Below are 22,403 nucleotides of genomic sequence, written 5' to 3'. Positions count from 1 at the left end.
CCCGCTGTAAGAGGACACTGTATCGGTCAAGTTCCTTGCACGGCTTTTGACCCAGGGAAAGCTGATGGAGGAAGATCGCAGCGTGAAAAAAGTAGCCAAGTCCATCAAAGCTGCGGCGGTTGTGGCCGCTGTGTCCTTAATTGCGTCGTGTTCCTCCACGGGCGGGGCACCTCGTCAAGACGAAGAATCCGATTCTGCGGGTGGGGGAGTAGATACCCCGGCCTATACGGTCGCCATGGTTACCCATGGCGCGCCCGGCGACACCTATTGGGATCTCGTGCGCAAAGGGGCGCAGGATGCGGCGAAGAAAAGCAATATCGAGCTGCGCTACTCCTCTGATCCGCAAGCGCCGAACCAGGCGAACCTGGTGCGCTCGGCTGTTGATGCCGGGGTAGACGGTATTGCGGTTACTCTGCCGAACCCGGAGGCGATTGGCCCGGCGGCGCAAAACGCGGTGGATAAAGGCATTGCCACGGTCGGACTAAACGCCGGCATGAAGCAATACACGACCTATGGTTTGAGTGGCTTTTTCGGCCAGGACGAGATGATCGCCGGCACTATGGCGGGTGAGCGTTTGCAAGCTGAGGGGGCGCGGCGGGTGCTGTGCGTGATCCACGAGCAAGGAAATTCCTCGCAGGAGGAGCGCTGCGCCGGCGTCGGAGAGGGACTCGGCGGCGAGGTCGTATTGCTCTATGTCAACGGACAGGACCTGACTTCAGTACAGGCCACGATTAAGTCTAAGTTGTCGCAGGACACTGGTTTTGACACCGTTTTTGCCTTGCAAGCACCTGTTGCTTTGCGCGCCGCTGAATCAGTCGAACAGGCGGGTTCCCAGGCTCGTGTGGTCACTTTCGATACTGACGCTGAGCTTGTCGACGCCATCGCTGAGGGCCGCGTCGCTTGGGCTGTTGACCAGCAGCCCTACCTGCAGGGCTATTTGGCGGTGGATTCTTTGTGGTTGGCCAAGCGCAACGGGGCAACTATTGGCGGGGGTGGGCCGGTGTTGACTGGGCCGAGTTTTGTGGATAAGGACAACGTGGACACGGTGACTGAAGCGGCGAAGGCAGGACTGCGATGAGCAGCGGCGACCCCGCTTTATTGCCCGCAGCACAAGCAGACCGATTGCGCCCACGCACTGGTTTTAGCGCTGTGGTGCGGCGCCCTGAGCTCGCAAGCCTGTTGGGTTTCGTTCTGATTCTCGCTTTGTTTTTGGTGCTCGCCCCAGCGTTTCGCTCCCTGAGCGCGATGGCGACGATTCTTTACGCCAGTTCCACCTTGGGCATTGTTGCCTTGGCTGTGGGCATGCTCATGATCGGCGGCGAGTTCGATTTGTCTTCGGGTGTGGCGGTGACTTCCGCGGCGCTGGCTGCGTCGATGCTCAACTACAACTTGCATTTAAATGTGTGGGTGGGCGCGTTGCTCGCCTTGTTGATTTCTGTGTCAATTGGTGCCCTGAACGGGTTTTTGGTGACTCGCACTGGCATCGCCAGCTTCCTCATCACCCTGGCGGCATTTTTGATGCTGCAAGGTTTAAACCTCGCAGTGACCAAGCTCGTGACCGGCCAGGTGGCCACCCCTGGGATCAGCAACATGGAGGGTTTTGCATCGGCGCGTGCCGTCTTCGCCGGCACCTTCCAGGTGGGGGGCGTGACCCTAAACGTCACCGTCCTGTGGTGGGTAGCTTTCGTCGCGCTTGCGTCCTTTGTGCTTTTTCGTACTCAGTTCGGCAACTGGATTTTCGCTGTCGGCGGTAACGAGGACGCGGCGCGGGCGGTGGGAGTGCCGGTTCGCCGGGTTAAGGTGTCGTTGTTCATGCTCGTCGGTTTCGCCGCGTGGTTTGTCGGAATGCACACGCTGATGGCTTTTGATTCGATTCAGGCAGGCCAGGGCGTGGGCAATGAGTTTCTCTACATCATCGCGTCTGTTATTGGCGGTTGTGTGCTCACTGGCGGGCGGGGCACGGCTGTGGGTACCGCCATTGGTGCGTTGATCTTCGGCATGACGAATCAAGGCATCGTTTATGCTGGGTGGAACCCGGACTGGTTCAAGTTCTTCCTCGGCGCGATGTTGCTGTTCGCCGTTTTTACAAATACGTCTTTTGCTGCGTATACGAAAAGGAAGTAGGTCACGGTGTCTGCCATCATCGAGCTGCGTGATATTTCCAAGTCTTATGGGGGCTTTGCTGCGCTTCGCGGGATAAACCTGAGGATTCGCGAAGGTGAAGTAACCTGCGTGTTGGGCGACAACGGCGCCGGCAAGTCAACCTTGATTAAAATTTTGGCTGGGGTGCACCCGCCGTCGAGCGGCGAGATGCTTGTCAACGACACCCCCGTCGCCTTCGCTTCACCGCGTGAGGCGCTTGAGCGTGGTATTGCCACTGTCCACCAGGATTTGGCGGTCATTGACGATATGAGTGTGTGGCGCAATTTCTTTCTTGGCCAGGAGTTGACTGGTTTCGCCGGAAGTCTGCGCGAAGCAGAGATGCGTCAGGTGTGCGCGGCTGAGCTTTCAAAGATGGGCGTTGACATCCCGGACGTTAATGTAGCCGCTGGTGATCTTTCCGGAGGTCAGCGGCAGGTGCTTTCCATTGCGCGGGCCATGTTTTTCGGCGCCCGTGTCATCGTGCTTGATGAGCCGACCGCGGCGCTTGGTGTGAAGCAGTCCGGTGTTGTGCTGCGTTTCATTGCACAAGCCCGCGACGCAGGGGTGGCGGTGGTGCTTGTGACGCACAATCCGCACCACGCCTACCTCGTCGGGGACCACTTCACCATTGTGAAACTGGGCAGGCAGGAGATCGACGAACTTCGTTCCAACATCACTTTGGACGAGCTAACCAGCTATATGGCTGGCGGGGCGGAGCTTGAGGCGCTGAGCCACGAACTCAAGCGGGCTTAAACCCACGGGGGTTTAGGCTTTGTCGGCCTCGCGCTGCGTCGCCATGGATTCACTCAGCGCCTTCATCGCGTCCTGCGCCTGAATGACTGCGTCCACGGCGTTTTTGCAGGCTCGGGAAAGCTGCTTATCGCTCAGGCCGGCAGCGACGAGGACTTCTGATTCGGTGCGAATCACGAGGTTTTTCGTCTTATTGACCACGATGGCGCGACCGGAAATCATGGATGCGTTAATTTGATTAGCGCTGAGGTACAACGTCGCGTCTGGGGTATCCCCGGCGATGTCTGTGTGCGTGTCAGCGCGGACAATCAAAACTGTGTCCAGCAGGACGAATAACACGTGCAAACCGTTGAGATTGCAGCGTGCGACACGGCCAGAAGGGTCGTCGGATAGCTCAACGCCGTGCTCGGACATGGCGGCAATGACACGGTCGATGGTGACCTGTGAGACGAAATTAGTGCTCATTGTGTGGCTCCTCCCAGGTGACGAGGGTGGGAAACGAAGCGGCGAGGAAATCAAAGGCCTGAAGCGTGGCCTCGATCGAGCTGACAAGGAAGGAACCCAACTGGTTGAAGCTGGCGCCGTGTGTGATGTCGAGGGTGCGCACTGCGCTGACCGCTAGGTGCTCCTGGCCCTTTTCGAAAAACCGCAGGGTCGGCGCGAAATGGGTTTGGTTGTGCTCATTGCAGGCAAAAAGTACGTGCGAGGCCAAGTCGAGCGGGAAGTCGCCGCGCCACGCGGCCTCGAAAACAAGTAAGTTCTCGTCGATGGTGAGGATGATCGCGGCGTTGACGAAACCGCTGCGAATCAAGCTGCCCTCAATGCGGTATTCGAGGTTTTCAGCCTCAAAGATCGCCGCCACCGCCTCCAGGTCGACGGGTGCAACCTGGTTGCTTTCTTCTTCCGGCTGGTTATGTTCACTCACCAGGCTGATTCTACCGGCCTTCCAAACCAAGCTCATGGGCCAAGGCCGACTCAAGCGTGGGGTAGCGAAAATGCGTGATCTTTCCCGGCGCAACTTTCTGGTCCGCCAGCGCCAATTCGCGTGCCCCTTCTGCACCCAGCAACAATTTCGGGCCGAACGGGGGGATGGGGAAAGGCGCCGGGCGGCGCAAAACCCTCGCTAATGTCCGCGACATTTCGGCGTTGGTCACCGGGTTGGGGGCAGTGGCGTTGACGGGGCCGTTGAGGGTGGTGTCGAGTAGCGCTCGTGTGTAAATGTCGGTCAAGTCATCGACCGCGATCCACGACATCCAAAAGTTGCCCTCACCGAAGCGCGCGCCTAAACCTGCGGAAACTGAGGCACGCAGGACGGGAAGCAACCCGCCAGCGCCGGACAGGGCAAGCCCGGTGCGGATGGTGACCACCCGCATCCCTTCGACGTGGGCCGCCTCCTCCCAGTCGGCACACACTTCGGCGAGAAAGCCTGTGCCTGCGCCGTCGTTTTCCAGGTGGGCGCGGCCGCCGGCATCGGTTCCGTAGTAGCCGACGGCGGAGGCAGAAACGAAGGTGCCTACTCCGCATCGTTGGGCTAAATGGGCCAACTTGCGGGTAGGTTCGACGCGCGAGTCGCGGATTTTTTGCTTCTTGTCCGCGCTAAAGCGCCCGAAGATCGGTTCGCCCGCCAGGTGGGCAACAGCGTCAACTCCTTCTAACAGGTCGGGGGCGGGGTTATGTGGATCCCACTGTCTTTCGCCCGGGCCCGCATCACCTCGCACAAGTCGCACCACGGTGTGTCCCGCCGTGCCGAGTTGAGCGCATAACGCGGTGCCGACCATGCCGTGCGATCCGGTCACCGCAATGGTCAAAGGTGAGGTGCGTGGCAGCGTCGCAAGGAAAGCAAGGTCCTGTTTCAGCTGATTTTGCCGGTAGGTTAGCGCCGGAATTAAGACTTTGCGCGGCACACGGGCGTCGATAGTGTCGCGGATCACCGTGTCCTGACCTTTTGCCTCGAAGCGGTGAGTGTGACGCCACCTTGTGGCTGCGGCGAAGGGCTGGTTAATCACCTCATCAGTGAATTGACGTCCCTCGACGTAGCCGGCGAGCTGGTGTTTTGCTACCCATTTTTGGCCGGCAGGAAGGGAAAAGACGGTAACGCCCTGGTCCAGGGACGCTGCTTGTGCGGCGACTTTCATCGGCAAAAAGTTTGGGGTGAGACGCACTACCGCCCCAGGTCGGGTGTGCCATTGCCAAGTTTCGGCTAGTGGTGCAGGCACGGTGTGTGTGGAGGTAATTCCCATGGGCTCATCCCTATCTCGTTGAGGTGCTAGTCTCGGTAATTGTCCCAACACTAGACATCCTTTAAATTCCGCACAGAGAGGCGGGGAAGGAGGTTCGATGAGTGAGGAGATACGCGCGACGGTTGAGCTTTTAACAGCCCAAGACGTCGGGCGAACTGTCGCACGCATCGCGCATCAGATCATTGAGAAGACTGCGTTGGATTCACCGGCGGCCCCGCGGGTGATTTTGCTTGGTGTTCCCTCCGGCGGGGTTCCGCTGGCTCAGCGTATTGCCGCCGCCATTTCCGAGTTTTCCGGGGTGGAGGTACCTGTCGGCAGCCTCGATATCACGCTGTATCGCGACGATTTGCGCGATAAGCCGCACCGCGCGCTGCGCCCCACCCATATCCCGGAAAGCGTCGACGATGCGATCGTCATCCTCGTCGACGATGTGTTGTTTTCTGGCCGCACCATTCGTGCCGCTTTGGATTCTTTGCGCGATATCGGCCGCCCCCGCGCAATCCAACTGGCGGTGCTCATTGACCGGGGCCACCGTGAACTGCCGATTCGGGCGGATTATGTGGGCAAAAACATTCCGACGTCGAAAGGCGAGGACGTCAACGTTACCCTCAGCCCGCTCGACGAGCGGGACGCAGCGACCCTGACCAGGGAGGTGGAGTAGATGAAAAACCTCATCGATATCAAGGATCTCACTCGCGCGGACATTGAGGGGATTCTCGACGAGGCTGAGCGTTTCCGCGAAGCCCTTGAGGGCCGTGAAATTAAGAAGCTGCCCACGCTACGCGGACGCACCATCTTTACCTTGTTTTATGAAAACTCCACCCGCACCCGCGCCTCTTTTGAAACTGCAGGTAAGTGGATGAGCGCGGATGTGATCAACATTTCCGCCTCGTCGTCATCGGTCAAGAAAGGTGAATCGCTCAAGGACACGGCCGCGACCCTCGAAGCGATCGGCGCGGACGCTGTGGTCATGCGCCACCCCTCATCGGGCGCGGCGAAGCTTTTGACCACGTGGCTGCCGGGGACCTCCATCATCAACGCGGGCGATGGGCAGCATCAGCACCCGACGCAGGCGCTTCTCGACGCCCTCACGATGCGCCAACACATCGGCGATATTGCGGGCCGCAAGGTACTTATCGTCGGCGATGTTTTGCACTCGCGTGTGGCCCGCTCCAACGTCGACCTCCTCCACGCCCTCGGAGCCGACGTTGTTTTGGTGGCCCCACCTACTTTGCTGCCGCGGGGCGTGGAGCACTGGCCGGCGCGCCACACCAGCAATTTTGATGCAGAGCTTGGTGATGCGGACGTGGTCATGATGCTGCGCGTGCAAGCAGAGCGCATGAACGGCGGTTTCTTTCCCTCGCACCGCGAATACGCCACCTTGTTCGGTCTGAGCAAGCAGCGCGCTGCGGCTCTTAAAGACAACGCCGTCATCATGCACCCCGGACCCATGCTGCGCGGCATGGAAATCAACTTTGACGTCGCCGATGTAGCCAATTCCGTTGTGCTGGAGCAGGTGTCCAACGGTGTATATACGCGCATGGCGGTTTTGTTCACCCTTCTGGCAGGAGAGGAAAAGTAAATGGCGGCAACGCTTCTCACTAACGTCCGCCCTTATGGCGAAGACCAGGTTGATGTTTTGGTCGAAGAGGGCGTGATTTCGCGGATCGGTCACAACCTTTCCGCGGAGATAGATTCGCAACACGTCGACGCAACCATCGACGCAGGCGGCTGCGTGCTGCTGCCCGGTTTCGTGGATGTTCACGTTCACCTGCGTGAGCCCGGCCGTGAGGACACCGAGACTATCGCCTCGGGCTCCGAAGCTGCCGCCCGTGGAGGTTTCACCGCGGTGTTTACCATGGCCAACACCAGCCCCGTCATTGACCAACCTTTTTTGGCCGAAGCGGTCTGGGAAAAGGGCCAGGCTTACGGCAAGTGCGACGTCTACCCGGTCGGTTCAATTACTCAGGGACTTCAAGGCACCTCACTTACCGAGATCGGCTTGATGAGCGCTTCGCACGTGCGCATGTTTTCTGATGACGGCAAGTGCGTCAACGACCCGCAGCTAATGCGCCGTGCCATTGAGTACGCGAAAGCCTACGACGTGATGCTTGCCCAACATGCCGAAGATCACCGCATGACCGAGGGAGCCTGCGCCCACGAAGGTGAGGTAGCTTCCCGTCTCGGGCTGCGCGGCTGGCCGCGCGTGGCAGAGGAGTCGATCGTGGCCCGCGACATCATCATGACCCGCGACTACGGTGGGCGTTTGCACATCTGCCATGCCTCAACCCAGGGCACCGTCGAACTGCTTAAGTGGGCAAAGGCCCAAGGCATCGAGGTCACCGCCGAAGTCACCCCGCACCACTTGATCCTCACCGATGAAATGTTGGAAACCTTCGACGGCACCTACCGCGTCAACCCGCCGCTTCGGGAGGCGCGCGATGCCGCAGCTTTGCGCGATGCGCTTCTCGACGGCACCATCGACGTCGTTGCCACCGATCACGCCCCGCACGGCTCCGAGGACAAGTGCGTGGAGTTTGAGCACGCCAAACCTGGCATGCTTGGCCTTGAGACTTCCCTGGCTATCATTTCCCGCATCTTTGTCGAAAGTGGGCTGGCCGACTGGCGTTTCGTGGCAAAGGTTATGAGCGAGCGCCCAGCGGAGATCCTGCACCTGGCTGACCAGGGCCGACCCATCCGGGAGGGCGAACCTGCCAATCTGACGCTGATCAACCCGGACTCTACCTGGATTGCCGCCGGTGCGGACATGGCGTCCAAGGCGTCGAACACTCCCTACGAAGGCATGAAATTTTCTGCCCGCGTGGTGCTGACCATGCTGCGCGGAAACATCACCCACACCACAATTAAGTATTAAGTAAGGACCTCGATAGTGAGCAACACCAAGATTCCCGCCGTCCTCGTCTTTGGCGACGGCAAAGTCTTTCCCGGCTACTCCTTCGGCGCGCAGGGTGAGGTTTTCGGTGAGGCAGTCTTCACCACCGCCATGACGGGATACCAAGAAACAATGACCGACCCCTCCTACCACCGGCAGATCGTGGTGATGACCGCACCGCAGATCGGCAACACCGGCTGGAACGACGAGGACAACGAATCCCACGACAACCGCATCTGGGTCGCCGGCCTTGTCATTCGCGACCTGTCCAAACGGGTCTCCAACTGGCGAGCCAAGCGCAGCCTGGAAGATGAGATGAAAACCCAGGACATCACCGGCATCCTCGGGGTTGACACCCGCAGTGTTGTGCGTCATTTACGCAACCACGGCTCGATCCCAGCGGGTATCTTCACCGGCGATGCGGCACGGGGAGACGTCGACAAGCTTGTTGCCAAAGTCAACGAGCAACAATCCATGGCCGGCGCCAATCTCGCCGCCGAGGTCAGCACCCTCGAGCCTTACATTATCGAGGCCGTGGGTGAAAAGAAGTACACCGTTGTTGCCTACGACATGGGCATCAAAACCGCCACACCGAAGCATTTCGCCCGCCGCGGCATCGAAACCATCGTCGTGCCCGCCAACACCGCCTTCGAGAAAATCGCAGCATACAACCCCGATGGTGTGTTTATCTCCAACGGGCCGGGCGATCCCGCCACCGCCGATGAGATGGTTGCCATTACCCGCCAGATCATCGCCGCGAAAGTGCCGTTGTTCGGGATCTGCTTCGGCAACCAAATCCTCGGTCGTGCTTTCGGCATGCAGACTTATAAATTGAAGTTCGGCCACCGCGGCGTGAACGTGCCGGTGAAAAATCACCTCACCGGAAAGATCGACATCACTAGCCAAAACCACGGTTTCGCTCTGCGTGCTAAGGCGAATGAGCGCTTCGACACCGACTTCGGCCCCGCCCTAGTCACCCACACCTGCCTCAATGACGACGTCGTCGAGGGCGTCGCTTTGGAAAATGGCATGGCCTACTCGGTGCAGTACCACCCCGAGTCCGCGGCTGGGCCCCACGACGCAAACCCGCTTTTCGACCAGTTCATCGACCTGATGGACAACCACAGCCCGAACAAGAAGTAGCCAGGAAAGACGAGACACCCCATGAAACGAGAAGACATCAACCACGTCCTGGTTATCGGCTCCGGGCCGATCGTCATCGGCCAGGCTTGCGAGTTCGACTACTCGGGCACCCAGGCGTGCCGGGTTCTCAAGGAGGAGGGCCTGCGTGTGACGCTGGTCAACTCCAACCCGGCGACCATCATGACCGACCCGGAATTTGCCGACCACACCTACGTCGAACCGATCGAGCCGGAATACATCGACGCTATCCTCGCCCGCGAAGCGGATATGGGCCACCCAGTTGACGCAATCCTGGCCACCTTGGGTGGTCAGACCGCTCTCAACGCCGCGATTCAGCTCGACCGCATGGGGATTTTGGATAAGCACGGCGTTGAACTCATCGGCGCCAATATCGCCGCCATTGAGCGCGGCGAGGACCGGCAGAAGTTTAAGGACATCGTGGAGAAAATCGGCGGCGAATCCGCCCGCTCCCGCGTGTGCCACACCATGGATGAGGTTCACGAAACCGTGGCCGAGCTCGGCTTGCCTGTCGTCGTGCGGCCCTCCTTTACCATGGGCGGGTTGGGATCCGGTTTGGCTTTCACCATGCAAGACCTTGAGCGTATCGCCGGGGGCGGGCTTGAGGCCTCGCCGGAGGCGAATGTTCTCATTGAGGAATCCATCCTTGGTTGGAAGGAGTTCGAGCTTGAGCTTATGCGCGATGGAGACGATAACGTCGTGGTCATAGCCTCGATCGAAAACGTTGATGCGCTGGGTGTTCACACTGGAGACTCCGTTACTGTGGCGCCTGCCCTGACGTTGACTGATCGGGAGTTTCAAACCATGCGTGATCAGGGCATCGCGATCATCCGCGAGGTGGGCGTGGCAACCGGCGGCTGCAATATCCAGTTTGCGGTCAATCCGGATGACGGCCGCATTATCACCATCGAGATGAATCCACGCGTGTCGCGTTCTTCGGCGCTGGCCTCGAAGGCGACCGGGTTTCCAATTGCGAAAATTGCCTCGAAGTTGGCTATTGGCTACACCCTCGACGAGATCACCAACGACATCACCGGAGTGACTCCGGCGGCTTTCGAGCCGACATTGGACTACGTCATTGTGAAAATGCCGCGGTTCGCCTTTGAGAAGTTCCCTGGCTCCGATGAAACCCTGGGCACCTCCATGAAGGCCGTCGGGGAGGCGATGGGCATTGGCCGCAACTACATTCAGGGCTTAAACAAGGTGATGCGCTCGATGGAGGATAAGCCGAACGGCTTTTGGACCCGGCCCGATGAGTATTTCGCCGGTGATCGCGCCACTGACCTTTCCGCCGTGCTGGAGGATTTGCGGACTCCGACCGACAAGCGGCTCTACGATGTGGAGCTTGCCTTGCGCCTCGGCGCATCGATCGAGCAGCTCTATGAGGCGTCTTCGATCGACCCGTGGTTTCTTGCGGAACTTGCCGCGCTCGTCGAGTTCCGCACGACGCTTATTGACGCCCCCGTGCTTGGAGCCGAACTTTTGCGCGAGGCGAAGTGTTTCGGACTTTCCGACGCCCAGATTGCGGCTTTGCGTCCCGAGCTGGCCGGCGAGGAAGGTGTTCGCACCCTGCGGTGGTCCTTGGGCATCCACCCTGTGTTCAAGACGGTAGATACTTGTGCCGGCGAGTTTGAGGCGCGCACCCCGTACCACTATTCGGCTTATGAGCTTGACCCGAGGGCAGAAAACGAGGTTGCGCACACCGGTAAGGACAAGGTCATTATTTTGGGCTCCGGCCCGAACCGCATCGGTCAGGGCATTGAGTTCGATTATTCCTGCGTCCACGCCGCTTTGGAGCTGTCGCGTGTGGGATACGAGACTGTGATGGTCAATTGCAACCCGGAGACGGTCTCGACCGATTATGACACAGCCGATCGCCTGTACTTCGAGCCGCTGACGTTCGAGGACGTCATGGAGATTTACCGCGCCGAGTCCGCCTCCGGCAACGTCGCCGGCGTGATCGTTCAACTTGGTGGGCAGACCCCGCTGGGCTTGGCACAAAAGCTTGCCGACGCCGGCGTCCCCGTCGTGGGCACCTCACCCGAGGCCATCGACCTGGCGGAGGACCGCGGTGAGTTTGGCAAGGTACTGGCTAAAGCTAACCTGCCCGCCCCGGCTTTCGGCACTGCTACCTCCTTTATGGAGGCCCGTGAAGTCGCTCGGCGCATCGGCTACCCGGTGCTGGTGCGGCCTTCGTATGTACTGGGGGGTCGCGGTATGGAGATCGTCTATGACGAGGCCAGCTTGGAAAACTACATTGACCGAGCCACCGAACTTAGCCCGGATCACCCGGTGCTGGTGGACCGCTTCTTGGATTCCGCTATTGAGATCGACGTCGACGTGTTGTGTGATGGCACGGATGTTTACTTGGGCGGCGTGATGGAGCATATCGAAGAAGCCGGGATTCACTCCGGCGACTCCTCTTGCGCCTTGCCCCCGATGACGATCGGCCCGGAAGACATTGACAAGGTACGCCGCAGCGCGGAGGCACTGGCCCACGGCATTGGTGTCAAGGGTCTGATGAACGTGCAGTTCGCCTTGAAAGACGACATCCTCTACGTCATTGAGGCTAACCCGCGTGCCTCGCGCACAGTGCCCTTCGTGTCAAAGGCGACGGGAGTTCACCTGGCCAAGGCCGCCTCACGGATCATGATGGGCTCGACTATTGCGAAGCTTCAGGAGGAAGGGATGATCCCCGCCGCATACGACGGCGGTTCACTTCCGCTTGAGCACCCCATCGCGGTCAAGGAGGCGGTTTTGCCGTTTACTCGTTTCCGCACGAAAGAAGGTGCGGTTCTCGACACGATCCTTGGCCCGGAGATGAAATCCACCGGCGAGGTGATGGGTCTCGCCGACTCCTTTGGTGAGGCTTATGCCAAGGCGGAAGCCGCGGCCTTCGGGGAGTTGCCGATGGAAGGGACCGTGTTTGTCTCGGTGGCCAACCGCGACAAGCGCTCGCTGATCTTTCCCATCCAGCGTCTCTACACGATGGGCTTCGATATCGTCGCCACGAAGGGCACCGCTTCTATGCTGCGCCGCAACGGCATTGAGTGTGAGATCGCCCTGAAGGCCTCGGAGGTCCGCGACGGAGCTGAGGGCGCCTCGATCGTCGAGCGCATCACCGACGGAGAAATCGACCTAATTCTCAACACCCCGGCCGGATCCTCCGGTGCCCGCCATGACGGCTACGACATCCGCGCCGCAGCCGCCGCGTCCGGCGTGCCTTTGATCACTACGGTTCAGGGGGTCACCGCCGCTGTCCAAGGCATTGAGGACAGCCGCGACAACGGCATCAACGTGGTGAGTCTGCAGGAGATCAACCACGCCGGTGGGGGAGAGTAAATGGGATTCGGTGAGCGCCTCGTTGAGGCGGGCAGGGCCCACGGCCGGCTTTGCGTTGGCATCGACCCGCACTCGGCGCTTCTGAGCGCTTGGGGCCTTGGTGAGACTGTTGAGGGGCTGCGCGAGTTTTCTGAGATTTGTGTCGAGGCCTTCGCTGGACACGTCGCCTTAATCAAACCGCAGGTCGCGTTCTACGAGCGTTTCGGCTCGGCTGGGTTCGCAGTGTTGGAGCAAACCCTCAAGGCCCTGCGCGAGGCCGGTAGCATCGTCGTCGCCGACGCGAAGCGAGGCGACATCGGCTCTACTATGCAAGGCTACGCCTCAGCTTGGTTGGAGCCTGGCGGCGCCTTGGAAGCGGACGCGTTAACCTTAACTCCTTTCCTCGGTGTCGGTTCCCTTGCGCCCGCCATTGAGATGGCGCAGCGCGCCGGCAAAGGCGTGTTTGTCATGGCGGCGAATTCGAACCCGGAGGCGCAAAGCTTCCAGGCCCAAGAGTGCGAAGGCATGAGTATTTCCCAGCAAATGGTGGATGCGTGCGCGAAGTTCAACACCGGCGAAGATGTCGGCGCTGTGGGAGTCGTGGTGGGCGCAACCGTTGTTAAGCCTCCTCGTCTCGACCACCTTAACGGGCCCGTTCTTCTGCCCGGTGTGGGCGCGCAAGGTGGCACGCTCGAAAGGGTTCTTGCCATCGCCGGGGATGGGGCGCACCTGTTTTTCCCCAATGTTTCGCGGAGTGTACTAAGCGCAGGACCCGATGTGAACGAGTTGCGAAAATGCGCGTTTGAACTGGGGAAACGCCTAAAGTAGCTGGCAATGTTGGGGTAGAGATAAAACCCCTGGTAATTTATTGGCGGCAACGCGGTGACGTGCTCAAACACGGCACCGGAGTACCCTAACTACAACTGTCCAGTGCTACACTTGGCCGGAGTTGGCAAGTTTCAACAATGGGATTCACCTCCGCGTGAATCCCGGTGCAAATTGCAAAAACTCCGGCCGGGTCTCTGGCCGCTGAACTTAACTACTACCCAATGGAGGAATCGTGGCCCTTCCACAGCTGACCGATGAGCAACGCAAGGAAGCACTTGCAAAGGCAGCAGAGGCTCGCAAGCAGCGTGCCGAGCTGAAGGCTTCCCTCAAGCGTGGGGACACCACCTTGAAGGACGTTCTCGACAAGGCCGAGTCCGACGAGATCATCGGCAAGACCAAGGTTTCCGCTCTCCTCGAAGCGATGCCGAAGGTGGGCAAGGTCAAGGCCCGCGAGATCATGGATGAGCTGGAGATCGCCCAGACCCGCCGTCTGCGTGGCCTCGGTGAGCGTCAGCGCCGCGCCTTGCTGGAGCGCTTCGGTTTCAACGAGGACTAATCCGGTGGCAGAGGTGACGTCGCGGGGGAGGCTGGTTGTTCTTGCTGGCCCTTCCGCTGTCGGTAAATCGACTATCGTCCACCGTCTGTGCAATGACGTCCCCGACCTCTACTTCTCCGTGTCGATGACTACCCGTCAGCCGCGGCCCGGGGAAGTGGATGGCCAGGACTACTTCTTCGTCACCCCGGAAGCCTTTCAAGAGCGTATTGACGCGGGGGAGATGCTTGAATGGGCCGACATTCACGGCGGCCTGCAACGCTCCGGTACGCCGGCGCAACCGGTGCGGGAGGCGATGGACGCCGGCCGTCCCGTTTTAGTAGAGGTCGATTTGGTGGGTGCCCGCAACATTAAGGCGCTCATGCCAGAGGCTTTGACGGTTTTTCTTGCTCCCCCTTCGTGGGAGGTGCTGGTTGGCCGGTTAACTGGTAGGGGCACTGAGCCTGAGGAAGTAATCCAGCGGAGGCTGGAGACAGCTCGGGCGGAGCTGGCAGCCCAGCACGAATTCGACGACGTTGTGATCAATGAGGACGTTGATGAAACCGTCGCAACCATTGCCGGTATTCTGTTAAACGCAGACGCCGAGAATTAGCCCTTTGAAAACAAGCCGCAGAAACAGTAGGTGCAAGTGAGCAACGTATCCAACGACCTGTCGAACGAACAGGCCACCGACGAGATGGTCTACGACACGCCCGAAGGCATTACTGCTCCGCCGATCGACGAACTTCTCACCAAGGTGTCTTCGAAGTACGCCTTGGTGATCTTCGCGGCGAAGCGGGCCCGTCAGATCAACAGCTTCTACCAGGAGCATGACGAGGGCGTCTTCGAGTTCATCGGACCTTTGGTCACGCCGGAGGTGGGCGAAAAACCGTTGTCCATCGCTTTGCGTGAGATTCAGGCGGGCCTTCTCGAGCACGAGGAAGGCTAGGGCCTCGATATTTTTCGCTGCAGGCGCGCCGCCCCATGTGGGTTGGCGCGCCTTCGGCGTTGAGAAGCTTCGTAGATAGACTAGGCAGACATGAACGAAGCCAGGAAAGTTGTCGTCGGTGTCGCTGGCGGTATCGCCGCCTACAAGGCATGCCATCTTGTTCGTGACTTCAAGGAGCGCGGCGATGATGTCAGGGTAGTGCCGACGGAAAATGCGTTGAACTTCGTTGGCGCGGCCACGTTCGAGGCCCTGTCTGGCCATCCGGTAGATACTGGGGTTTTCACCCGCGTCGACGAAGTGCAGCATGTGCGGGTGGGGCAGGAGGCTGAGTTAATAGTCATCGCCCCGGCCACCGCCGACCTGATTGCCCGTATTGCTGCCGGGCGTGCAGATGATTTGCTGACCTCATCCATTCTCGTGGCGACGTGTCCGATCGTGATAGCACCGGCGATGCACACCGAGATGTGGCTCAATTCCGCCACTCGCGCCAACGTGGCTACTTTGCGCAAGCGTGGCATGACGGTGCTCGAACCGGCGCACGGTCGTTTAACGGGTGTTGATACTGGTCCCGGCCGGTTGCTTGAACCGGGTGCGATCGCGGAGCTGGCGCGCACGGTGGCGCAGACCGGGCCTATCGAGCGCACGCTTGAGGGCAAGCGGGTTCTCATCAGTGCGGGAGGAACCCAAGAAAACATCGACCCAGTGCGCTACATTGGCAACCGCTCCTCCGGCCGGCAGGGATTTGCCTTGGCGGATATCGCTGCACACAAAGGGGCGACGGTTACTGTGGTGGCAGCGAATACTGAGTCGTTGGACACCCCGGCCGGGGTGGAGGTGGTGCGTGTGCGCTCGACACGCGAACTCGAAGCGGAGATGCTTACGCGAGCTGTCGGGGCTGATGTGGTCATCATGGCCGCGGCGGTGGCTGATTTTCGCCCCGCGGCAGAGGCAAGCTCGAAGTTGAAGAAGGGGGAGGCGGACGGCGCTTTGTCTACCATCCATTTGACGGAGAACCCGGATGTTTTGCGCCTCTTGGTTGACAGGCGCGAGGCGGGGGAGATTGACGCGCTGATTGTGGGTTTCGCGGCGGAGACTGACAACGCGCTCGAGTATGGCAAGGCGAAGTTGGCGCGCAAGGGTGCGGATATGTTGATGGTTAATGACGTTGCGGGCGGGAAGGTATTCGGTGAGGAGCGTAACCGGGGGTGGTTGGTGGCTAGCGACGGTTCCGTCAACGAGATCGCGGATGGCACGAAGCATGTCATCGCGGTGCAGATGTGGGAGGCAATGGAGAAGTGGACTGAACGGTTTGCAAATTAGACCGCTTGGTCTATTGTTGTGTTGATACTTGCTGCCCGTCCATAAGGAAAACTCTTGACAACCTCGAACTACCACCGTTTGTTTACAAGCGAATCCGTCACCGAGGGACACCCGGACAAGATTTGCGACGCCATCTCCGACGCGATCCTTGATGACATTCTCCGCCAGGACAAGCATGCTCGCGTCGCGGTGGAAACACTCGTGACCACCGGCCAGGTCCACGTCGTCGGAGAAGTCTCCACCACCGCGTACTCCAACATTTCTGCGATCGTGCGCAACAAACTTCTCGATATCGGTTTTACCTCCTCCTTTGTCGGATTCGACGGCCGCTCCTGCGGAGTCAACGTCGCGATAGGCGAACAATCGGAGGAAATTGCGAAAGGCGTCGACGTCTCCCAAGAGCACCGCGAGGACGGCTCCACCGAGGAAAACGACTTGGCGGGCGCGGGCGACCAGGGTCTGATGTTCGGTTATGCCACCAACGAAACCCCCGAGTACATGCCGTTGCCGATTGCTACCGCGCACCGCCTCGCGCGCCGTTTGACTCAGGTTCGCAAGGAGGAGATTTTGCCGCAGTTGCGTCCCGACGGCAAAACCCAGGTCACCTTCGCCTACGAGGGTGATGTCCCAGTGCGCATCGACACTATCGTCATCTCTACGCAGCACGTGGAGGAGTTCACGGGGCGGGAGCTAGAAGATGCCATCAGGAAGCATGTGGTGGACTGGGTCATCGAGAACGCAGATCTGGGCCGCTACTGCGACGCAGAGACGAAGCTTTTGGTCAACCCCTCCGGTTCTTTTACTGTTGGTGGCCCGATGGGGGATGCCGGACTGACGGGCCGCAAGATCATCGTGGACACGTACGGTGGCATGGCCCGCCATGGCGGTGGCGCTTTTTCGGGCAAGGATCCATCGAAGGTGGACCGCTCCGGCGCCTACGCAATGCGGTGGGTGGCGAAAAACGTCGTGGCCGCCGGGTTGGCGCAGCGGGTGGAAATTCAGGTTGCCTATGCAATCGGGCGCGCCACACCGGTCGGGTTGTATGTGGAGACGTTCGGCACCGCAGCCGAGGGACTTTCCGATGAGGCGATTCAGCAGGCGGTAGAAAAGGTCTTTGATTTGCGTCCAGCCGCGATCATCGACGAGCTTGACTTGCTGCGACCGATCTACGGGCCCACTGCTGCTTATGGTCACTTTGGCCGCACCGACCTTGATTTGCCCTGGGAGAGGCTTGATCGCGTAGACAAGCTGCGCGAGGCCGCCGGTTTGGCATAGGCCCTAGCGTCGTGGTCGGGTTCGGCAGATGACCGTGGGGATACAATGTGGTGCCATGTCGAGTTCGTCTGGGGCGGAGCCTGCGGCTGAGCTGCCCGTCGCGCGCCTGCTTCCCCTTTTGGGCCTCGCTCACCTTGACCGTGAGTTCGACTATCTGGTCACGCAGAAGGATTCTGAGGCAGCGCAGCCGGGGGTCAGGGTACGCATCCGCTTTGGTGGTCGGCTCGTTGACGCCATCGTTACTTCCCGCGAGTCGACCTCCGAGCACGAGGGCACGCTGCGCTTCATTGAGCGTGTGATTAGTCCGGCCGTCGTGGCGCCGGAGAATGTGCGTTCGCTTGTCGACGCCCTCGCTCAGCGCTACGCCGGTATCCGCAGCGACATCTACCGCAGCGCGATCCCGGCGCGTCACGTGAAGGCGGAGGAAACGGATCGTTCGAGCCCGTGGGAGAGTTTAGGGCAGGCAACAGAGCCTGATTTGTCTGCGTGGACGGGCTACGAGTTCGGGCAGTCCTTTGTTGATGCTGTGGTGGCTGGGAAGTTGGCTCGCGCCGCGTGGCAGATCGCCCCGGGGGAAAGGTGGGCAGGTGCGGTGGCGGCTTTAGCGGCGAAGGTCGCTATCGATGGTGGCGGCGCTTTAATAGTTGTGCCAGATCAACGTGACGTGGACGCCTGCGAGCAGGCACTGCGTGAGGTGGTGGGCCCACGCCAAATTACGGTCCTGACTTCCGCGCAGGGTCCGCAGGCGCGTTATTCTCGCTACCTGTCAATTCTGTGTGGGCAGGGACGACTTGTCGTTGGCACACGCTCAGCGGCTTTCGCGCCGGTGCAGAATTTAAAGTTGATGGTGTTGCTTCACGACGGCGACGATAACCTCGTCGACCCCCGTGCCCCTTATGTTCATGCGCGCGAAGTGATGACTACTCGTTGCGCGTTGGAAAAGGTTTCACTTCTCATTGGCGCTCACTCGCGCACCGCGGAGGTGCAGCTCCTGGTGGAATCCGGGTGGATGCACGAACTCGTGGCGCCGCGGGAGGTGTTACGTGTTCGGGGGCCGTTGATTCGCGCCGCCGGAGATTCCGCTTTCGCGTTGGAACGCGACCCGCGGGCAGGTCAGGCGCGTTTGCCTTCGGTGGCTTTTCAGGTGGCCACTCAAGCTCTCAGGCGGGGTGCCCCGGTGCTGTTCCAGGTCCCGCGAACTGGGTATGTGCGTTCGCTTGCCTGCGGGCAGTGCCGCACCCCTGCCCGCTGCCGCTGGTGCAACGGTCCGTTGAGTCTTCCTCACGGCGGCGAGGCAGCCGCACCTTCGTGCGGCTGGTGCGGGCGTGTCGATCCCGCGCACGTGTGCCCGGTGTGCGGTTCGCGCCGGCTGCGCGCCGTGGTGCTCGGCACTGAACGCACCGCAGAGGAGCTGGGGCGCGCCTTTCCACGTACGAAGGTGCGCACCTCGTGGGGAGAGCGCATCCTCGACTCTGTGCCGCGCGAGGCGATGATCGTTGTGGCAACTCCGGGTGCGGAGCCTCGGGTGGCTGAGGGCGGCTACGGTGCGGCCGTGTTGTTGGACACGTGGGCGCTGCTTGCGCGGCCTGATTTGCGGGCGGTAGAAGATGCCTTTGAAAAGTGGTGTGCGGCGGCGACTCTCGTGGAAAAACGCGGCGACGGCGGTGAAGTCATTGTGGTTGCTGACCCGGCTCTTGCCCCGGTGCAGCATTTGATTCGGTGGGATGTGGTGGGGCACGCTGCCCTTGAGTTGGAGCAGCGCCGCGAGGCCCGCTTTCCGCCGGCGGTACACGTCGCGGTCGTTGATGGGCCCCGCGCCGCGCTGGAGGATTTCTTCGCCCACACACAGTTGCCCGAACACGCCGAGAAACTTGGGCCCGTGGACATGCCGGCCGGTGTTGATGTGCCGGGGGAGTGGGACAGGCCCACCTATGGTCACGCGCAGCGGATGCTGGTGCGAAGCCCCTTGGCACGGCGTGCGGAGTTGGGTCGTGCGTTGCGGATCGGCATGGTCAACCGGGCGACGCGCAAACAGGACTTGCCGCTTCGTATTCAGGTGGATCCCGTCGACATTGGATAGCGCCCGCTGCGGGCTTGGGCGGGCAAGTAGACTTCATACCCATGGCAGTGCGCGAAGTGAAAATGTTCGGCGACCCGGTTCTTTCTACCGCGGCAAGCCCTGTCAAGGACTTTGGTAAGTCGCTGCAGCGCCTCGTCGACGACATGCTGGACACGATGGATGAAGCTGGCGGCGTCGGCCTGGCAGCTAACCAGATCGGGTTTGCGTTGCGCGTCTTCGTCTTTGATTGCCACAACCTTCGGGGACATGTGATCAACCCGGTGTGGCATGCTCGTGGGGAGCAGCTGCAGACAGGGATCGAAGGGTGTCTGTCGGTGCCTGGTGTGAGGGGCCCGGTGACCCGCCACAACGACGTAGTGTGTACGGGTTGGGATGCATTGGGCAGGCCGCTTGCCATCCGCGGAAGCGGCTTGTTGGCCCGCTGTATCCAACATGAGGTCGACCATCTGGACGGAATCATGTTTATGCGCCGGATGGAATCGGATGTGCGCAAGGAAGCAATGGCGAAGATTCGCGCCGCTGATTGGTGGAAGGAAAAATAAGTTATGCGCCTGGTGTTTGCCGGAACCCCTGAACCAGCGGTGGTGGCTTTGCAAAAATTGATTGACTCGGAGCATGAGGTCGTCGCGGTGCTGACACGACCCGATGCGCGCCGCGGCCGGGGTCGCAGCCTGCACGCCTCGCCGGTCAAAGCCTTGGCGCGTGAGCAGGGGATTGAGGTGCTCACGCCGGAAACTCTGCGCGACAACGAAGCGATCCGGGCAAGGCTTACCCAGCTCGCCCCAGATGCGATCCCCGTTGTTGCCTACGGCAACCTGATTCCGCAAGACATGCTGGATATCGCCCCGCACGGCTGGGTCAATTTGCACTTTTCAAAGCTGCCCGCCTGGCGCGGAGCGGCCCCGGTCCAAGCAGCGATCCGCAATGGTGACGAAAAAACCGGCGTGACAGTCTTTCGCATCAACGAAGGACTCGATACCGGTGACATTTTGGCGATAAAGGAGGAGGAGATTCGGCGAAGCGACACCGCCGACGATCTACTCACTCGCCTCGCCTACCGCGGAGCGGATTTGCTGGTGGAGACTATGACCGCGTTGGATAACGGCACGGCCGTTGCGACTCCGCAGCCGGAAAAAGGCACCTACGCCCCGAAGCTTGCCACCGCAGATGCGCGAGTGGACTGGGCTAAACCCGCAAAGGAGGTCGACCGGCTCATCCGTGCCTACACTCCCGGACCTGGGGCATGGACAACATGGCAAGACGCACGTATCAAGGTCGGCCCCGTAACCACCACCGACACTAAGCAGTTGCAACCGGGACACGTACAGGTTGGCAGAAGCTCGGTGGTTGTGGGCACAGGGTCTTTCGATGTCGTGCTCGGATTGATCCAGCCGCCGGGAAAGAAGATGATGGAGGCCAACGCATGGGTGCGAGGTTTGGCCGCAGATGTAGTGGATGAGGGAGTGGTCTTTGAATGAGTGGTGGATTCCGGTCGCGGTCGACAGGGCGTCGTCAAGCAAAGGCGAACCCCCGCACCGAAAAGGGGGCCAAACCGCGCCAAGATCATAAGATCGCGCCGGTCAGTATCGGTGACCCGGCGCGCGAGGCAGCTTGGGAGGTAGTGCTGCGCGTCGCTGTCGACGGCGCCTACGCGAACTTGACGCTGCCGAGGCTTTTGCGCGACAGGAAGATCACCGGCCGCGACGCCGCCTTCGCCACCGAGTTGACTTACGGGGCGTTGCGCGCACTTGGGGTAATTGACGCGGTCATCTCCGAGTCCTCCTCGCGCCCACTAGATGACATCTCCCCTGAGGTCTTGGCGGCGCTGCGCGTGGGCGCCTACCAGTTGCTTTACACACGAGTGGAACCGCACGCGGCGGTCGATACGTCCGTGCGTCTCGTCGAGGCAGCCGGGCAGGGGCAGGCGAAAGGCTTCGCCAACGCCATTTTGCGCACAATCTCGCGCACCCCCACTAAACAGTGGATTGACAAGCTTGCCCCGGAAGGAGAGTTGGCCAGGCGCGCTTTTACCACCGCGCATCCCGAATGGATTGCGCGTTCCTTTGCAGCCACGCTCGGAAGCGAGGAGTTGGACTTGGCCCTAGCGGCGGATAGCCAACGCCCGATCGTGCATCTTGTGGCGCGGCCCGGGGAGATGACAGCAGCGGAGCTCGCTGCCGTCACCGGCGGCGAGGAGGGCACCTTTTCGCCGTACGCTGTGTACCTGCCCGAGGGCGATCCGGGCGAGTTGGAGCCGGTGCGCGAGGGTCTTGCGGCGGTGCAGGACGAGGGCTCCCAGCTCATCGCGTGGGCACTCGCTGAGGTTGAGGTTGAAGGTGATCGTGGCCGCTGGTTGGATCTGTGCGCCGGACCCGGCGGCAAGGCCGCGCTTTTGGGTGCTTTGGCCGGCATTGATGGCGCGCATGTGGACGCCGTTGAGATCAGCGATCACCGCGCTGAGTTGGTTCGCAAAGCAGTCAACGGTCTGCCGGTGACTGTGCACACCGCCGACGGCCGCAACCCGGGCCTTGACGAAGGCTTTGATCGCGTGCTTGTCGACGCCCCCTGTTCCGGCCTCGGTGCTTTGCGCCGTCGCCCGGAGGCACGCTGGACCAAATCGGAATCCGACATCGCGCAGCTCAACGACTTGCAAGAGGAGTTGCTTGCTTCCGCCATCAAGCTCACCCGCCCGGGTGGTGTGGTGGTTTACTCGACGTGTTCGCCGGATCTGCGGGAAACGCGCGGGATTGTCGACAAGGCGCTTGCCGCCGGTGAGGTCGCAGAGCTCGACGCACGTGGCCTCGTGGGAGAAATGGACAATGTGGGTGAAGGTCCGAGCGTGCAGATGTGGCCGCATCGCCACGGAACCGACGCGATGTTTTTCGCGGTGCTGAGAAAGCTAGGGTAGAGAA

General features: G+C 60.7%; 21 protein-coding genes. 18 read left to right on the top strand and 3 right to left on the bottom strand.

Annotation, left to right across the window (positions count from 1 at the left end):
- Positions 1–64: 64 nt before the first annotated feature.
- Genes VLL26_RS03965 through VLL26_RS03955 form a run of 3 tightly spaced genes read left to right on the top strand, consistent with a single transcriptional unit; the run spans position 65 to position 2,895 of the window.
- Positions 65–1,078: a substrate-binding domain-containing protein gene (locus tag VLL26_RS03965; protein WP_425292288.1), complete on the top strand. Its 1,014-nt coding sequence runs from the start codon at positions 65–67 to the stop codon at positions 1,076–1,078.
- On the top strand, positions 1,075–2,124 hold the full coding sequence (locus VLL26_RS03960) for an ABC transporter permease (protein ID WP_342319818.1): 1,050 nt from the start codon (positions 1,075–1,077) through the stop codon (positions 2,122–2,124). Before VLL26_RS03965 ends, VLL26_RS03960 begins: the two co-directional genes overlap by 4 nt.
- Positions 2,125–2,130: 6 nt before the next feature.
- A complete protein-coding gene (locus VLL26_RS03955; RefSeq protein WP_342319817.1) occupies positions 2,131–2,895 on the top strand; it encodes an ATP-binding cassette domain-containing protein in 765 nt (254 codons plus the stop codon).
- 12 nt (positions 2,896–2,907) lie between these two features.
- On the opposite strand, the gene VLL26_RS03950 is transcribed toward VLL26_RS03955, so the two are convergent.
- The 3 genes from VLL26_RS03950 to VLL26_RS03940 are packed head-to-tail and all read right to left on the bottom strand — an operon-like array spanning position 2,908 to position 5,027.
- Positions 2,908–3,357, bottom strand: a complete 450-nt coding sequence (locus VLL26_RS03950; protein ID WP_342319816.1) for a YbjN domain-containing protein — start codon at positions 3,355–3,357, stop codon at positions 2,908–2,910.
- Positions 3,347–3,817 (bottom strand): YbjN domain-containing protein, encoded by a 471-nt coding sequence (locus tag VLL26_RS03945; RefSeq protein WP_342319815.1) that lies wholly within the window; start codon positions 3,815–3,817, stop codon positions 3,347–3,349. The genes VLL26_RS03950 and VLL26_RS03945 overlap by 11 nt, the downstream gene beginning before the upstream one ends.
- A 10-nt stretch (positions 3,818–3,827) precedes the next feature.
- On the bottom strand, positions 3,828–5,027 hold the full coding sequence (locus VLL26_RS03940) for a TIGR01777 family oxidoreductase (RefSeq protein ID WP_342319814.1): 1,200 nt from the start codon (positions 5,025–5,027) through the stop codon (positions 3,828–3,830).
- Positions 5,028–5,229: 202 nt separating this feature from the next.
- Between VLL26_RS03940 and pyrR the strand changes: the two genes are divergently transcribed.
- The 15 genes from pyrR to VLL26_RS03865 all read left to right on the top strand — a co-directional run bounded on the left by pyrR (position 5,230) and on the right by VLL26_RS03865 (position 22,399).
- The gene (pyrR, locus tag VLL26_RS03935; protein WP_342319813.1) at positions 5,230–5,793 is read left to right on the top strand and encodes a bifunctional pyr operon transcriptional regulator/uracil phosphoribosyltransferase PyrR; all 564 of its coding nucleotides are present in this window, start codon (positions 5,230–5,232) and stop codon (positions 5,791–5,793) included.
- Positions 5,794–6,714 carry an aspartate carbamoyltransferase catalytic subunit gene (locus VLL26_RS03930; RefSeq protein ID WP_342319812.1) on the top strand — a complete coding sequence of 307 codons (921 nt, stop codon included), beginning with the start codon at positions 5,794–5,796 and terminating at the stop codon, positions 6,712–6,714.
- A complete protein-coding gene (locus tag VLL26_RS03925; RefSeq protein WP_342319811.1) occupies positions 6,715–8,007 on the top strand; it encodes a dihydroorotase in 1,293 nt (430 codons plus the stop codon).
- A gap of 15 nt (positions 8,008–8,022) precedes the next feature.
- Positions 8,023–9,168, top strand: a complete 1,146-nt coding sequence (carA, locus tag VLL26_RS03920; protein WP_342319810.1) for a glutamine-hydrolyzing carbamoyl-phosphate synthase small subunit — start codon at positions 8,023–8,025, stop codon at positions 9,166–9,168.
- Positions 9,169–9,189: 21 nt separating this feature from the next.
- Positions 9,190–12,528, top strand: coding sequence for a carbamoyl-phosphate synthase large subunit (gene carB / locus VLL26_RS03915; RefSeq protein WP_342319809.1), 3,339 nt, complete (start codon positions 9,190–9,192; stop codon positions 12,526–12,528).
- Positions 12,529–13,335 (top strand): orotidine-5'-phosphate decarboxylase, encoded by an 807-nt coding sequence (pyrF, locus tag VLL26_RS03910; RefSeq protein WP_342319808.1) that lies wholly within the window; start codon positions 12,529–12,531, stop codon positions 13,333–13,335.
- Between the two features lie 232 nt (positions 13,336–13,567).
- Positions 13,568–13,891, top strand: coding sequence for an integration host factor, actinobacterial type (gene mihF, locus VLL26_RS03905; protein WP_342319807.1), 324 nt, complete (start codon positions 13,568–13,570; stop codon positions 13,889–13,891).
- 4 nt (positions 13,892–13,895) lie between these two features.
- Entirely contained in the window at positions 13,896–14,480 is a 585-nt protein-coding gene (gene gmk, locus VLL26_RS03900) for a guanylate kinase (RefSeq protein ID WP_342319806.1), read from the top strand.
- An 84-nt stretch (positions 14,481–14,564) separates the two neighbouring features.
- Positions 14,565–14,816 (top strand): DNA-directed RNA polymerase subunit omega, encoded by a 252-nt coding sequence (gene rpoZ / locus VLL26_RS03895; protein WP_425292299.1) that lies wholly within the window; start codon positions 14,565–14,567, stop codon positions 14,814–14,816.
- A 90-nt stretch (positions 14,817–14,906) separates the two neighbouring features.
- Positions 14,907–16,136: a bifunctional phosphopantothenoylcysteine decarboxylase/phosphopantothenate--cysteine ligase CoaBC gene (coaBC, locus tag VLL26_RS03890; protein ID WP_342319804.1), complete on the top strand. Its 1,230-nt coding sequence runs from the start codon at positions 14,907–14,909 to the stop codon at positions 16,134–16,136.
- A 54-nt stretch (positions 16,137–16,190) separates the two neighbouring features.
- Positions 16,191–17,411: a methionine adenosyltransferase gene (metK, locus tag VLL26_RS03885; RefSeq protein WP_342319803.1), complete on the top strand. Its 1,221-nt coding sequence runs from the start codon at positions 16,191–16,193 to the stop codon at positions 17,409–17,411.
- 55 nt (positions 17,412–17,466) lie between these two features.
- On the top strand, positions 17,467–19,491 hold the full coding sequence (locus tag VLL26_RS03880) for a primosomal protein N' (protein WP_342319802.1): 2,025 nt from the start codon (positions 17,467–17,469) through the stop codon (positions 19,489–19,491).
- Positions 19,492–19,532: 41 nt separating this feature from the next.
- Entirely contained in the window at positions 19,533–20,033 is a 501-nt protein-coding gene (gene def, locus VLL26_RS03875) for a peptide deformylase (protein ID WP_342319801.1), read from the top strand.
- Between the two features lie 3 nt (positions 20,034–20,036).
- Positions 20,037–20,969: a methionyl-tRNA formyltransferase gene (gene fmt / locus VLL26_RS03870; RefSeq protein WP_342319800.1), complete on the top strand. Its 933-nt coding sequence runs from the start codon at positions 20,037–20,039 to the stop codon at positions 20,967–20,969.
- A complete protein-coding gene (locus VLL26_RS03865) occupies positions 20,966–22,399 on the top strand; it encodes an RsmB/NOP family class I SAM-dependent RNA methyltransferase (RefSeq protein ID WP_342319799.1) in 1,434 nt (477 codons plus the stop codon). The genes fmt and VLL26_RS03865 overlap by 4 nt, the downstream gene beginning before the upstream one ends.
- Positions 22,400–22,403 lie beyond the last annotated feature (4 nt).

The organism is Corynebacterium sp. BD556, from assembly GCF_038452275.1.
GTDB lineage: Bacteria > Actinomycetota > Actinomycetes > Mycobacteriales > Mycobacteriaceae > Corynebacterium > Corynebacterium mayonis.
The sequence above is the reverse complement of the archived record's forward strand: the minus strand, read 5'-3'. Positions and strand labels throughout refer to the sequence as shown.

Excerpts from the sequence above, each read along its gene's own strand:
- pyrR (WP_342319813.1), top strand. The coding sequence starts at position 5,230 with ATGAGTGAGGAGATACGCGCGACGGTTGAGCTTTTAACAGCCCAAGAC.
- VLL26_RS03930 (WP_342319812.1), top strand. The coding sequence starts at position 5,794 with ATGAAAAACCTCATCGATATCAAGGATCTCACTCGCGCGGACATTGAG.
- coaBC (WP_342319804.1), top strand. The coding sequence starts at position 14,907 with ATGAACGAAGCCAGGAAAGTTGTCGTCGGTGTCGCTGGCGGTATCGCC.
- carB (WP_342319809.1), top strand. The coding sequence starts at position 9,190 with ATGAAACGAGAAGACATCAACCACGTCCTGGTTATCGGCTCCGGGCCG.
- VLL26_RS03865 (WP_342319799.1), top strand. The coding sequence starts at position 20,966 with ATGAGTGGTGGATTCCGGTCGCGGTCGACAGGGCGTCGTCAAGCAAAG.
- VLL26_RS03880 (WP_342319802.1), top strand. The coding sequence starts at position 17,467 with ATGTCGAGTTCGTCTGGGGCGGAGCCTGCGGCTGAGCTGCCCGTCGCG.
- VLL26_RS03925 (WP_342319811.1), top strand. The coding sequence starts at position 6,715 with ATGGCGGCAACGCTTCTCACTAACGTCCGCCCTTATGGCGAAGACCAG.
- VLL26_RS03950 (WP_342319816.1), bottom strand. The coding sequence starts at position 3,357 with ATGAGCACTAATTTCGTCTCACAGGTCACCATCGACCGTGTCATTGCC.
- fmt (WP_342319800.1), top strand. The coding sequence starts at position 20,037 with ATGCGCCTGGTGTTTGCCGGAACCCCTGAACCAGCGGTGGTGGCTTTG.
- VLL26_RS03940 (WP_342319814.1), bottom strand. The coding sequence starts at position 5,027 with ATGAAAGTCGCCGCACAAGCAGCGTCCCTGGACCAGGGCGTTACCGTC.
- def (WP_342319801.1), top strand. The coding sequence starts at position 19,533 with ATGGCAGTGCGCGAAGTGAAAATGTTCGGCGACCCGGTTCTTTCTACC.
- pyrF (WP_342319808.1), top strand. The coding sequence starts at position 12,529 with ATGGGATTCGGTGAGCGCCTCGTTGAGGCGGGCAGGGCCCACGGCCGG.
- rpoZ (WP_425292299.1), top strand. The coding sequence starts at position 14,565 with ATGGTCTACGACACGCCCGAAGGCATTACTGCTCCGCCGATCGACGAA.
- VLL26_RS03965 (WP_425292288.1), top strand. The coding sequence starts at position 65 with ATGGAGGAAGATCGCAGCGTGAAAAAAGTAGCCAAGTCCATCAAAGCT.
- VLL26_RS03960 (WP_342319818.1), top strand. The coding sequence starts at position 1,075 with ATGAGCAGCGGCGACCCCGCTTTATTGCCCGCAGCACAAGCAGACCGA.